General features: G+C 61.6%; 10 protein-coding genes and 1 tRNA gene. 3 read left to right on the top strand and 8 right to left on the bottom strand.

All coding sequences use genetic code 11. The features are described 5' to 3' along the window. Window positions 1-105: 105 nt before the first annotated feature. The 6 genes from DM806_RS24095 to DM806_RS24070 all read right to left on the bottom strand — a co-directional run bounded on the left by DM806_RS24095 (window position 106) and on the right by DM806_RS24070 (window position 5,748). On the bottom strand, window positions 106-630 hold the full coding sequence (locus DM806_RS24095) for a Panacea domain-containing protein (RefSeq protein ID WP_179045687.1): 525 nt from the start codon (window positions 628-630) through the stop codon (window positions 106-108). A gap of 359 nt (window positions 631-989) precedes the next feature. Beyond that, window positions 990-1,214, bottom strand: a complete 225-nt coding sequence (locus tag DM806_RS24090; RefSeq protein ID WP_179045686.1) for a hypothetical protein — start codon at window positions 1,212-1,214, stop codon at window positions 990-992. Between the two features lie 165 nt (window positions 1,215-1,379). Then, on the bottom strand, window positions 1,380-2,690 hold the full coding sequence (locus tag DM806_RS24085) for a tyrosine-type recombinase/integrase (protein ID WP_179045685.1): 1,311 nt from the start codon (window positions 2,688-2,690) through the stop codon (window positions 1,380-1,382). Between the two features lie 155 nt (window positions 2,691-2,845). Next, window positions 2,846-2,921, bottom strand: a tRNA-Ile gene (locus tag DM806_RS24080). Window positions 2,922-2,952: 31 nt separating this feature from the next. Further along, on the bottom strand, window positions 2,953-3,990 hold the full coding sequence (locus DM806_RS24075; RefSeq protein WP_179045684.1) for a polysaccharide deacetylase family protein: 1,038 nt from the start codon (window positions 3,988-3,990) through the stop codon (window positions 2,953-2,955). A 42-nt stretch (window positions 3,991-4,032) separates the two neighbouring features. After that, window positions 4,033-5,748: a sensor histidine kinase gene (locus DM806_RS24070; protein WP_372859745.1), complete on the bottom strand. Its 1,716-nt coding sequence runs from the start codon at window positions 5,746-5,748 to the stop codon at window positions 4,033-4,035. 203 nt (window positions 5,749-5,951) lie between these two features. Between DM806_RS24070 and DM806_RS24065 the strand changes: the two genes are divergently transcribed. Next, window positions 5,952-6,425, top strand: a complete 474-nt coding sequence (locus DM806_RS24065; protein ID WP_179045683.1) for an Lrp/AsnC family transcriptional regulator — start codon at window positions 5,952-5,954, stop codon at window positions 6,423-6,425. Window positions 6,426-6,660: 235 nt separating this feature from the next. Here DM806_RS24065 and DM806_RS24060 read toward each other — a convergent pair whose 3' ends face one another. Further along, the gene (locus DM806_RS24060; protein WP_179045682.1) at window positions 6,661-7,908 is read right to left on the bottom strand and encodes a tetratricopeptide repeat protein; all 1,248 of its coding nucleotides are present in this window, start codon (window positions 7,906-7,908) and stop codon (window positions 6,661-6,663) included. A 107-nt stretch (window positions 7,909-8,015) separates the two neighbouring features. After that, on the bottom strand, window positions 8,016-9,290 hold the full coding sequence (locus DM806_RS24055; RefSeq protein WP_179045681.1) for a hypothetical protein: 1,275 nt from the start codon (window positions 9,288-9,290) through the stop codon (window positions 8,016-8,018). 278 nt (window positions 9,291-9,568) lie between these two features. On the opposite strand from DM806_RS24055, the gene gyrA reads away from it, so the two are divergent. Both gyrA and DM806_RS24045 read left to right on the top strand, forming a co-directional pair. Next, the gene (gene gyrA, locus DM806_RS24050) at window positions 9,569-12,247 is read left to right on the top strand and encodes a DNA gyrase subunit A (RefSeq protein WP_179045680.1); all 2,679 of its coding nucleotides are present in this window, start codon (window positions 9,569-9,571) and stop codon (window positions 12,245-12,247) included. Continuing rightward, window positions 12,244-12,594: a DUF952 domain-containing protein gene (locus tag DM806_RS24045; protein WP_179045679.1), complete on the top strand. Its 351-nt coding sequence runs from the start codon at window positions 12,244-12,246 to the stop codon at window positions 12,592-12,594. Before gyrA ends, DM806_RS24045 begins: the two co-directional genes overlap by 4 nt. The last annotated feature ends 3 nt before the right edge of the window (window positions 12,595-12,597 follow it).

Raw genomic sequence — 12,597 nt, 5'->3', positions numbered from 1 at the left:
TGCTGTCCGAAGCTTGGGTTTCTTTCGCACTCCTGATTTACCAGAAGCTGCACATTCTGCGCGATAGTGAATTTGAAGCCGCCCGGCGGTCTGGCAATTCGCATGTCAGCAGCGGGACATTTCCCCGAGCGCCCAGGCTATGTCATCGCCATCAATATCATCAGGCGCGATTACAGCGGCTCCAATTGGGATTTGCTCGCCCAGTTCGGCGGCATCCCACAACGCGTCGTGCGATAGTTCGCTGATCGATCGCGCAGTATGCTCGTTGCACACCCAGTCAATGGCCTCATTCAGGATATCGACCTCATCTGGCGAAAAGACCGTCACGTCAGGCTTTTTTAGCCAAACATGTTCGCGGCGCGTGATCCCCCCAAACGTGGGAACCTCACGCGTAACGATAGCATCATTTTGCTCTAATCGCCGAATGCTGCGAACGATGTTGTTGGGGACAGGACCATGCTGCCGCTTTTCGTAAGACGCTTGCCCGGTGATTGTCGCGCCAAAGCGGCGGTAGGCCTCAAGGTCGGCGAACCACATCACCTTATTCAGCTTGACCGCACCAAGCTTGTTCGGATCCGACCGAGCAATCACATAGTGCGCGACTGCCTCAGTTCTATCTTGCAGAGCCACGCTCACTTTCCGTCCCATTTCGTGCCGGCCCCCTTCGACAAATCGAACGAATACCGACTCACTTACACACCAATGCACTTATCCACAATCGTATCCGCGCGCATTGAACAGCTGGTTAACATTTTCAACTTCAAAATGACGGATAACTCGCAATACGCGATAGAATACCGTCCCTATGGGCATGGAACATAACCACCATGGCGCATAAATTGGGCGCGAATTGATTTCCATGCCGACGTTATCACTCGGGCGGCATGCCGGTAGGCACCCACTTATCCACAGCTACGATAGGAAATTTTTCGACCCGCGTCATGTCGCATCGTTGCAGGGCGCAGGCCCATGCCTCCCAATCGGATAGGTCATCGCGCAAGGCGGTGCTGCGCGATCGGGCTATCGGCCGAGAGCTTCACCTCTTCCTCGAACGCTCGCCGCGCTTCAACCTCTGACGCATAGGCGGGACATTCCGGGGTCCGAAGCGATTTCAGCACGAAGGCGCTGTTAACGACCGATCCATCTGCGATCAAATTCGTCTGCCACAACTCAACGCCTTCTTGAGCAGCTATCAATGTCCTTTCAGATGCCATGAACTTTTCTCCAGGATTTCTTCCACTGCAATAAGGCTTGGACAGTTGCCACCGGGCGCTCTCCTTGGCGATGACCTATCCGCCCAGCCATTCCGCGAAGGCTTAGCCTGCTCCGTTGGTTTTCATTGCGAATCTCCGATCGCCACGCGCTGGACCATCCTGCCATCAGCGCCGGGGGCCGTCGAGAAGCGCCGACGCAGGGCGCATGCTCTCCATCAACAGGTCCGCCCACTCCTGCCCCAGCTCGCGGCGAGGCTCCAGATATCGCGCCCGGTTGTAGGCCCATTCTGATGCTGACATGCCTTTCGGGACGTGCGCCAGCATCATGTCGATAATCATTCGGTCGCCATCTTGCCGCAGAGTGGCCGCGCGCTCGTTCATGATGGTGGAGAAAGCCGAGCGCCAGCCGTGCGGCACCATCACGCCTTTGTAGCGCCCTCCCGCCATTCGCTTGTAGAGCGTCGACAGCGCGGCGTCGCTCATTGGCTCGCGCCACGACTTCCCGCCGGGAAATAGGAGATGATACTTCCCCGTCACGATCCGCAGTGTGCGTAGAATCTCGACCGCCTGGGCCGGCAGCGGCACCTCGTGCCCGAAAGCCTCATTGCCCTTGTCCTCCACCTCCAACTTCATGCGGCTGGCTGAAATTCGCCAGAGTGCCCCCGGCGCGGGGGCATCGGGCTTGTCCCAATCTATCCCCTCAAACTCCTCCCATGTCGCTTGGCGCAAGACGCCGACGCGAACGACAGTTAGGGCGAGCAACCGGGATGCCAGCTTCGTCACCACGTCCGAGGTAGAGCGATCAACCGCCATCTGAAGTTCGAGCAGGTCAGGCAGCTTCGTTAGCGCGGGCTGCTTCGATCCTGTTGGCGTCGGCTTCAGTGCCTTGCCCAGCCGCGATATCGCAAGGACAGACTCCCCGCCTATGAAATGCTCGCCCTCGGCCCGGTTGAAGATGGCCATGACATAGCCCTTCACACGCTTTGCCGTCTCGATCGAGCCGCGCTTTTCGATCTTACGCAGTTCCCGCAGGACCATAGGACCCGTGATGTCTGCGATCGGCATGCGACCGAGGCTGGGATAGAGGTCCTTCTCAAGTCGGAACCGCACACGGCTGGCATGGGCCTCCGACCAGCCCGGCAGTTCGTCCGTTATCCATTCTTCCGCAATTGCTTTGAAGGTCGCGCCGGCCGCGGCAATCGCAGCCTGCTTCGCCTTCTCCGCCTCGATCACCGGATCTTTACCGGCGCGCACGAGCGCGCGCGCGACGTCGCGCTGGTCGCGTGCTTCAGACAGGCTGACCTCAGGGAACAACCCGAAGACGAGCCTCTTTTCCTTCCCCCCTATTCGATACTTAAACCGCCATGATTTGGCGCCCTTCGTGGTCACGAACAAGTGAAGCCCAGCAGAATCAGCGAGCTTGTAGTCTCGCTCCTTCGGCTTGGCGTTCTTCACTTCAACGACGGTCAGAGCCACGATGCCCCCACTTTCAAATCTGATGCCCCCTCACATGCCCCCGCGATGGGTGGGGTATGGTGAGATGGCTTGAGACAAAGTGTAATTCGGATGCCCGCAAATACAAGGGAACACGGGCTGCCGTGAGACAGTATGGTCAGCATGATTGATGTTCGTGGTGGGCCCGGCAGGACTCGAACCCGCAACCTAGCCGTTATGAGCGGCCAGCTCTAACCATTGAGCTACAGGCCCCGCCTTCGAACATCGGCGGGATTAGGCAGCATCACGCCGCTTTGCAAGCCTTCGCTCGCACGGGAACAGACAACAGCAATTCGTCTAGGCTGGCTGCCTCCACACCACGCTTTGCCAGATGCTCCAATATTCTAGTCCACCAACTGTAGAAACCTGTCCGGTCGGCCTCGATCCGGACATAAGGCGTATGGCCAGGTGCCAATGTCGGCGAGTGAAAACTGAAGTTCAGTACCCGCACATCTTCCTCGATCAGCGCATCGATCGCGGCAATGGCCTCCTGCACAGGAACCCCCTCCGGAGTCAGCGGCACCCGGCTGAGCATTGCCGTGCGTGACAGGACGCCGGCGAGCGGCCCCATCTTCTGGGCCGCACGATAAAGCCGTTCACCGCCATTCCGCATAAGCCCGACAAAAGCCGTCGACAGGGGCAATTCGACAAGTGTTCGCTCCTGTCCGGCCCAGTAGGGATTTTGCGGAAGGCCCCGGAAATCCGGACCATGCTGCGCGCTATAGTCGAAGCGGCTGCGAACGGAGCTGTCGAGGCGAAACCCCGCCTCTTCCAGCAGGCGCGCACTATTGGGTCCGACCCCGTAGCGCCCGGCACGATAGGCGATGGGGCGCGCTCCGAAACGCACTTCGATCCGCTGGCAAAGCGCTTCGAGCTTGGCGCGTTCGACGGCTTCGGGCAGGAAGCCGACATAGCTGTTGGTCGCATTCACCTCCTCTACATGAGGAGGGTTGACCCATGGATGAAGATGCGCGCCGATATCAGCGGTGCCATCGCTCAACCATTGCCCCATCATCGCGGCGACGACATCGGATTCGACTACGGGATAATCCGTTACATAGATGGGCTTTACCCCTGCCGCAGCGAAAAAGGCCTGCCCCTTTGCCATGCCGTCAACGACAGAAACGCTATGGCCGGTGCGACTGAAGGGGGCGTTCCAGTCAAACTCTTCCTCCGTATCGACGAAGAGCATGAACCGTCGGCCGAAAGCGGGATCAAGGGCGATCATGTCCTCGGCACGCGGCTGCCTCAGCAGATTGCCGTCATGAGCGAAAGCGGTCATGACGCCTTCCCTAACGCCCAATGGTTGCCAGAGGGTTTCCCTTCAACCGATATCCACTGCGTCATTCGCCACCGTCGCGGCGGGAAGAGCGAGAAGAACGCGACCGGCTTCGATTTCCAGGCTGCCGCCGCAGCTGCCCGCCAGGCTTCTTATCAGGCGCAACGAAAAGCCGAGGCCCAGCAGGGGGCCATCGACCCAGTCCCCATCCACGCCATGCCCCGGATCGAGCAATTGCGCTTCGTCCAGGCCGGCCAGGCTGGACGGCCGATCGACTGCGAGCACGACGGAGCCCTGCCCCATGTCGGGCCGCAACCAGCAGGCGCCCGTCACCGCCTCCCCCGTAGGTGTGACGGAGATCAGCGTGCGAAACAGATGCTGCACCATGCGTTCGCCCTGGACCGGATCGATCAGCACCGGCGGCAGGTCCGGCGCCATGGCGATATCCACCGCGGCAATCCCATCCTGTTCACGGAAGCGAACAGCGACTTGCGATACCAGATGTCGGGGATCGATCAGGCGCGGTTCGACATCGTCTTCGCCACGCGACACGCGCGCGGCCAGATCCAGATCATCAAACGCCGTCAGGAGATGACGCGCATCCACGGCGATCTTGCCGGCCATGTCGCGATAACCCTCACCGGCGGGGCCGAACAATTCCTGCTCGATGATTTCCGCAAAACCCAATATCGCATTCAGCGGTGTACGCAGTTCATGCACCAGCTGACGCAGCGAATCGGCCGACAATCCTGTCATCGCCATCGGCGCAGGCTGTATCGCCACTTCGTGCAGATAAGGACGCCTGGCCTGGCCCCTATAACCCTGGAATCGCCCCGATCGCGCATCAAAAAACGGCGTTGCCGACATCCGCCATTCGCCTGCCATCGCTCCGCCGACGATCGTGAAACGGCCATTGCGGAATCCGCTACGCCGGGCGAAAGCGCCGGCGACATGGCCGTCCGGCCCGCTTCCCCCGTCCATGGCGGCTTCGCCGAGCGAAAGACCGATCAAGGCCGCGCGCGGTCCCTGATCAATCCAGAGGATAATACCTGTTGCATCCGTTTCAAATGCAAAAATATGCGCAGCGGGCAGAGTCGGCTCCGCCGGGGATGCCATATGGTCGACGGCTGGCCGGCGCGTACTTGTGAACTGGGCGATCCGGTCGACCAGATTGCGGATCTGATCTTCGTCGCGTACCGCGGGCCGAAGCTGCGTGATCGTCGCGCTTCGGGGTGCGGGTGCGGCTTCCTCGTCCGCAGCCATATCTCCCGTCAACAACATGGCCGTATCGCCGATCATATCAACGCGTACAGTGGTGAGGACGAGATCCGCTGATCCAAAGGCCTCCAGGCCTTGCCGCGTCTTCACTCCCATATCGCGCCGACCGCGCAGCACGCCGCGAGCAGTCGGCGTGAGTTGCGGCAACAGGTCCGCCCAGACAGCATCCGGCAGTTCAGCCCGCGCCATCGCCGCCGCAGCAATAGACGGCCGATCATTTGCGAAGAAGGATACCAAAGTCGCCGACCGCAGGCGCCGGCCCAGTTCGACGACCGTCGCGATTCGCTGCGTTTCGGTCAACTTGGGTCGCAATCCCGCAAGACGATCGAGCAATGCAGCCCGTTCCTGCCGATCCATCGGTTCCCGATCGGTTCGGTCATGCTGCGCCAGCAGGTCGACGCACTGGCGCCACAACGTCACCGCACTCGGTCCGCTACGGTCATCCGCCGCCAGCACCGTTTGCATGAGATCGTTGAACCGCACCTGAAATCCCCATATGTCGCGGGCGACGAACCCGCGATTTGCCTGCTCGCGCCCCTGCAATCCTATGGATAGGCATTCGTTACGAAAAGGGAAAGAGGCGCCGTGTCGCGACAGAAACGCAACGTCGCATAGTGGGACAATTGCATTGTTCTGAAACATTATTATGATGCGCCCTACAAACAGGACAGGAAATAATCGGAATAATGGCCGGGCCGAATATCGATGACATCGACCTGCAGATCCTCGGAGAATTGCAGCAAGACGGACGAATGACGAATGTGGAACTGGCGCGGAAGGTAGGCTTGACGGCCCCGCCCTGCCTGCGCCGGGTACGTGCGCTGGAGGAGGCTGGCGCCATCACATCCTATCATGCCGTGGTCGACCCGGCCATGCTGGGCTATACCATCACTGTCTTTGCCATGGTCAGCCTGAAGAGCCAGGCGGAGGCCGATCTGAAAGCTTTTCAGGACCATGTCGCCGGTCTGCCCGAAGTCCGAGAATGCCATATGCTGAATGGCGAGATCGACTTCATCCTGAAGGTCGTGGCGAAGGATCTTCAGAGCTTCCAGCAATTCCTGACATCGAAGCTGACGCCAGCGCCCAATGTGGTGAGCGTGAAGACATCGCTGACCATCCGCACATCGAAAAATCTTCCGGGCGTCCCGCTGCCGGCCTGACCCCGCAGCAGGCAGAGAGGGAATCGTGCGGAAAGGTCGGAACGGGTTTTCCGCTCAAAAGGATGCAATGAAGAAGTGGAGCGCGCGTTCTGGGCTGGATTGAACGCAGCGCACTCCAGCGGCCGATCCAATCAGATTAGATCGGATCGGCCTTTCAGCACGCTACGTTAAATCGGACGCAGCGCGCTAATTCTTGCGAAAAGCCGGCTCTCACGCCATCAAACAAAGCTCCGGCTCAAGCCGCCTTCTTGCCTTGCTGATCGATCCACACCGACCAGAATCCCGCGACGTTGCCCCAATCGCCGTTTCCGACCTGGCTGAGTGCCATCTGCGCACTGGCCAAGTCGCCCGAACGTGCCAGCGCCATGCCAAGCCGGGCATTGATACGACCGGCATCCACGCCGCCCTTGCTTAATGCCAGCCGATATTGCTCGACCGCCTGCGGATATTGGCCCAGCGATACATAGCTGTCGCCAAGCGCCAGCGCCTCCTTTCCGGTCGATGCAGCCGCCGCCTTCTTCGCCAGCGCCGGCAATCCGGCGATTTCCTTGGTTGCCTTGGGCGTCACGCTCTTGAGCAAATTGCTCGTCACAGCCTGGGTCGACGATAGCTTGCCTGCCTTGCGGCCGGATTCGATGATCGCCTTGGCTTCGGCATAATAGCCGGCCTTCTCCGCCAATTGAGCGTAATTTTGATAGTCCCGCTCGCTCGCCATCGCGCCATTGGCCGCCTGGAGTCGATAAAGGTCCAACTGTGCCTGCGATTCCAGCCCGCCGACCGTCAGATAATTGGTCAAGGCCGACCGCCAGTCTTCCTTGCTTGACGCGCGCGCCAACCGCTCGCGATAGAGCTGGCTGACCTCTGCCCAGTCGCTGTCCTGGTAGGCCATGGAAATACCGCGGTCGATCCAGGGCAAGGGAACGGGTTCACCCGAGGCGCGCTTCTGCACGATCGCCGCCTGCAGATAAGGACGGGCCTCTTTCGGCTTCTTTCGCCGCATGGCGATATCGGCCCGCAACATGGTCGCATCGACGCCATCATAGCCGAGCGTCTTGGCATAATCGAGTTGCGCCAGCGCATCGTCATAATTGCCAACGGTATAGGACAGGTAGCCGGCGATGTAACGCAGCCGCGGCGCATCGGTTTTCGGCACAGCCGTCGTCTTGAACAGATCGGTCAACGCGATCCGCTGCGCCTGCACATCGCGTCGCTGGACCGCGAGTTGGTAGCGAAGACCCGCCGCAACATAAGCCTCGAAATCGGTGCTGGGCATCAGACCGCTAATCTGGGTCGACGCCGTCACCACATCGCGCGCTTTCAGCGCGGCTTCGGCCGACTGGACATTGGCCCGGAAGGCATCCGACATGGTGATCGGCGGTCCGGCCACCACCAGCTTCTTCTTCGCCAAGGCAGGCGTTCCCGCGAGCATAGCCGTGGCTGCCACCATAGACAGGCCGCTCGAAATAACCGTCAACTTACGCATGGCCGCCCCGGCCTCCCCCAAATAATTCATGCCGGAATCACTCGGCATCACTCCATCAACCAGCGATCATGTGCGCTGCCGCCCGACAGCGACAGCGCACAACAGGATCAGGCGCCCTTGGTGCTGAGGTAAGCCAGCCAGAGGCTCGCGACCTGCTTGCGCGATCCGGCCTGAACGGCTTGGAACGCCGCCTTGGCGCCGGCGGTGTCGCCGCCCAGCGTCTTGGCGATGCCGAGGCGCGTATTCACTTCGTCCGCGTCTACGCCACCCTTCTGCTTGGCCAGCTCGAACAGCGTGGCGGCCTTGGCATAGTCGCCATAGCCCAGATAGGCGTCGGCGGTTGCCGCAGCGATCTTGCCATTCGCAGCCTTCTGCGCATCGGCCTCGGCCGAACCCAGCGAACCCTTGTCGCCTGCGATCTTCGGTACGGCAGTCTGATACACGTCATTACCGGCACTGGCGTTCAGCACGCCCTTGGCCCGACCCTTGTCGATCACCGACTTGACCTCGCCATAAATGCCGGTCTTCGACGCCATTTCGGCATATTCGGTGTAGTCGGCGGCGATCACGAGACCGTCCGACGCACCGAGCAGGCGCAGGACATCGAGGTTCTCACGGTTCGAAATGGTCGGGTTGGCACGCTGGAACAGGCGGACGAGTGTACGGAGATTCTGGCCGCTCGGTTCGGCCTGATAAGCCATGGTCGCCCATTCGGTCACTTCCGGCAGCTTAGCCGCTTCAGCACGACCGACGCCGATCTGATACCATTGCGCCGGCGGCTGCTGGCCCGAAGCCTTGCTGGCATCCGCCGCCGCCTTCAGTGCAGCCAGACCCTTCTGGGTCAGGCCCCGTGCCGGCTCGGCCGATGTGTTGGTGGTGCCGGCCTTGCCGAAATAGGCCTGGGCCAGGGTCGGCTGGACCTGTTCCGCCTTATAGCCGGCCGCCAGCGCCGCTTCCCCACGCTGAATGGCGAGGTCGTAATTCTTGGCCTGAAGCGCCTGATCGGCGGCGATCGCGTTGAACTGGCCAGCCTGTTCGGGCGGGGTCAGGCCGCTATCCAGCATCTGGGTCAGCGCTTCGCCCTGCATCGCCGCATCCTTCGAAGCGATCGACGTGTTCAGCTTGATCGCGCCGATCTGATATTTGTCGTCGTTCGACTGCGCCTTGCTGTCGGCCTCAACAAGGGCCGCCTTGGCGCCGGCGAAATCCTGCGCCTCGGCTGCCTTTTGCGCGGCCTGCAACGCCTTGATCACGTCGGGGGAGACGTTGAGCTTCGGACCAGCCTTCTTCTCTTCCTTCTTCGCGGCAAAGGCGGGTGCCGAAACAGCACCGCCCGTCAGCGCCAAAGCAAGCGCGAGCGACACCGGGGTAACAAAACGCATGATCCTCATCTCCTTCGCACGCCTGACAGGGGTCTCAGGCGACCTTTCGGGGTTAAGCGCCGATTAGGGGCCGGCGCGTGAACGGGCTTTGAACAAGCCTAAATCAACGAGATTTGCAACTGTTATGCGCCGCCTTCGTTCCGCCCGCAACTTCCGGCGCCCGGCACACCGCCTTGGTTGCACGCGCAGGCGCGCGCCTGCGTGCGAGGGGTGACAGATTTGTTTCGCTGGGCTAGTGATCCGGCAACACTGACACCCTTCCTGCAAAGAGAATCGCTTTGACCGACGAGACTGCCCTCGCCGACCCTTCGGATATCAGCCCCATCTCCATCGTTGAGGAGATGAAGACCAGCTATCTCGATTATGCCATGTCGGTCATCGTCGCCCGCGCCCTGCCGGACGTTCGCGACGGGTTGAAGCCGGTGCACCGCCGCATTCTCTTCTCCGCCCAGGAATCGGGCTTCGTCTACAATCGTCCCTATCGCAAGTCCGCCCGTCTGGTCGGTGAAGTGATGGGTAAATATCACCCGCACGGCGACAGCTCGATCTACGACGCATTGGCCCGCATGACGCAGGACTGGTCGATGCGCGTGCCGCTGATCGACGGTCAGGGCAATTTCGGATCGATGGACCCCGATCCGCCGGCGGCCATGCGCTACACCGAAGCGCGCCTCGCCAAGGTGGCGACCGCGCTGCTGGACGATCTCGACAAGGACACTGTCGATTTCACCCCCAATTATGACGCTTCGGAAAGCGAACCGCAGGTGCTGCCGGCGCGCTTTCCCAACCTGCTGGTCAATGGCGCGGGCGGAATCGCGGTCGGCATGGCGACCAACATACCACCGCATAATCTCGGTGAAGTGCTGCGCGCCTGCCTTGCCTATATCGACAATCCCGGCATCACCACGGACGAACTGATCCAGATCGTCCCCGGCCCCGATTTCCCGACCGCGCCGCTGATCCTGGGCCAGTCGGGCGCGCGCAGCGCCTATCACACCGGCCGTGGCTCCATCATGATGCGCTCGCGCCATGTGGTCGAGGAAGGCCGTGGCGATCGCCAGTCGATCGTGCTGACCGCCATCCCCTATCAGGTCGGCAAGAACGGCCTCGTCGAAAAGATCGCCGAAGCCGCCAAGGACAAGCGGATCGAGGGCATCAGCGACATCCGCGACGAATCGAGCCGCGAAGGCGTCCGCATCGTCATGGACCTGAAGCGCGACGCGACGCCCGAAGTCGTGCTAAACCAGTTGTGGCGCAACACTCCCGCGCAGTCGAGCTTCCCCGCCAACATGCTGGCCATCCGTGGCGGCCGCCCCGAATTGCTGGGCCTGCGCGAGATCATCGAGGCCTTCGTCAAGTTCCGTGAAGAGGTCATCACCCGCCGCACCAAGTTCGAACTGAACAAAGCGCGCGACCGGGCGCATGTCTTGCTGGGCCTCGTCGTCGCGGTCAGCAATCTCGACGAGATGGTCAAGATCATCCGGGGTTCGTCCAGCCCAGCCGAAGCCCGTGAAAAGCTGCTGGCCCGCGAATGGCCGATCGGGGAGATCGCGCCCTATCTGCGGCTGGTCGAGGCGATCGAGACGGAAGTCACCGGCGACGTCTACAAGCTGTCGGATATCCAGGTCCGCGCCATCCTCGACCTGCGCCTGCATCGCCTGACCGCGCTGGGCCGCGACGAAATCGGCAAGGAACTGGCAGAACTAGCCGAAGCCATCGCCGAATATCTCGCCATCCTGGGCGACCGGGTAAAGCTCTATGCCGTGATGCGTGAGGAACTGGAGGCGATCGAGCGCGAATTCGCCACGCCGCGCCTGTCGGAAATCACCGCAGCTGCCGATGGCATCGAGGACGAGGATCTGATCGAGCGCGAGGAGATGGTCGTCACCGTCACGGTGCAGGGCTATATCAAGCGCACCCCGCTCGAAAGCTTCCGCGCCCAGGCGCGCGGCGGCAAGGGCCGTTCGGGCATGGCGACCAAGGATGAGGACGCCGTCACCGAACTGTTCGTGACCTCGACCCATACGCCGGTGCTGTTCTTCTCCACCGCCGGCAAGGTCTACCGCATGAAGGTATGGCGCCTGCCCGAAGGCGGCCCGGCGACGCGTGGTCGCCCGATGATCAACCTGCTACCGCTGGGGCCAGGCGAGACGATCCAGACCGTGCTGCCGTTGCCGGAGGACGAAGAAAGCTGGAAGGATCTGCACGTGATGTTCGCCACCGCGAACGGCACCGTGCGCCGCAACAGCATGGACGCCTTCGCCAACATTCCGTCCAACGGCAAGCTTGCCATGCGCTTCGACGAAGGCAGCGACGATCGCCTGATCGGCGTCGCCCTGCTGACGGAAGAGGATGACGTGCTGCTCGCTACGCGTCAGGGCAAGGCGATCCGCTTCGCCGCCACCGACGTGCGCGAATTCCAGAGCCGCACCTCGACCGGCGTGCGCGGCATGACGCTGAAGGCCGATGACGAGGTGATCTCGCTGTCGATCCTCAAGGGTTTCGACGCCACCCCGGACGAACGCGATGCCTATTTGCGCGCCGCGCCATGGAAGGATAATGACGCCGAATCGACCCTGCCGGCCGAGCGTGCAGCTGAATTTGCGGCGGCGGAACAGTTCATCCTGACCGTCTGCACCAATGGCTATGGCAAGCTGTCGTCGGCCTATGACTATCGCCGCACCGGCCGTGGCGGTCAGGGCATCACCAATATCGACAATATTGCCCGCAACGGCCGTGTCGTCGCCAGCTTCTCCGCTACCCAGGCGAACCAGCTGATGCTCGTCACCGATCAGGCCAAGCTGATCCGCATGGGCCTCGACAGCCTGCGCGTCATCAGCCGCAACTCGGCCGGCGTCCGCCTGTTCAACGTCGCCGACAATGAGCATGTGGTGAGCGCCGCGAAGATCGAGGAAAGCGACGATGACGGTGACGCACCGGAAGCCACAGAAGCGTGAGCGACCTCTTCGCCTACAAGGTACTGACCGCCGATCAATATGATCAGTTCAAGGCCGACGGCCTGTTCAAGGGCGCGCCGATCGACCTGACGGACGGCTATATCCACATGTCCACGCGCGATCAGGCGGCAGAAACGGTCGCCAAGCATTTTGCGGGACAGGATCGGCTGGTCATGCTGATGATCGACCTCGCCCCCTTTGGCGCGGCGATCAAATGGGAAGTGTCACGCGGCGGCGCGCTCTTCCCCCACCTTTATGGCGACCTGCCGATGAGCGCGGTGGCGGGCAAGGTCGTGCTGCGCATCGGCGACGATGGCCAGCACCAGTTTCCGGCTGGGTTCGAATAGGAA

The sequence above is a fragment of the Sphingobium lactosutens genome, assembly GCF_013393185.1.
Classification (GTDB): Bacteria; Pseudomonadota; Alphaproteobacteria; order Sphingomonadales; family Sphingomonadaceae; genus Sphingobium; species Sphingobium lactosutens_A.
This window is presented reverse-complemented; position numbering and strand designations above follow the sequence as displayed.

Bases quoted from the DNA above. Each gene is read 5' to 3' on its own strand.
- DM806_RS24055 (WP_179045681.1), bottom strand. From the start codon at position 9,290: ATGCGTTTTGTTACCCCGGTGTCGCTCGCGCTTGCTTTGGCGCTGACG.
- DM806_RS24075 (WP_179045684.1), bottom strand. From the start codon at position 3,990: ATGACCGCTTTCGCTCATGACGGCAATCTGCTGAGGCAGCCGCGTGCC.
- DM806_RS24060 (WP_179045682.1), bottom strand. From the start codon at position 7,908: ATGCGTAAGTTGACGGTTATTTCGAGCGGCCTGTCTATGGTGGCAGCC.
- DM806_RS24065 (WP_179045683.1), top strand. From the start codon at position 5,952: ATGGCCGGGCCGAATATCGATGACATCGACCTGCAGATCCTCGGAGAA.
- DM806_RS24090 (WP_179045686.1), bottom strand. From the start codon at position 1,214: ATGGCATCTGAAAGGACATTGATAGCTGCTCAAGAAGGCGTTGAGTTG.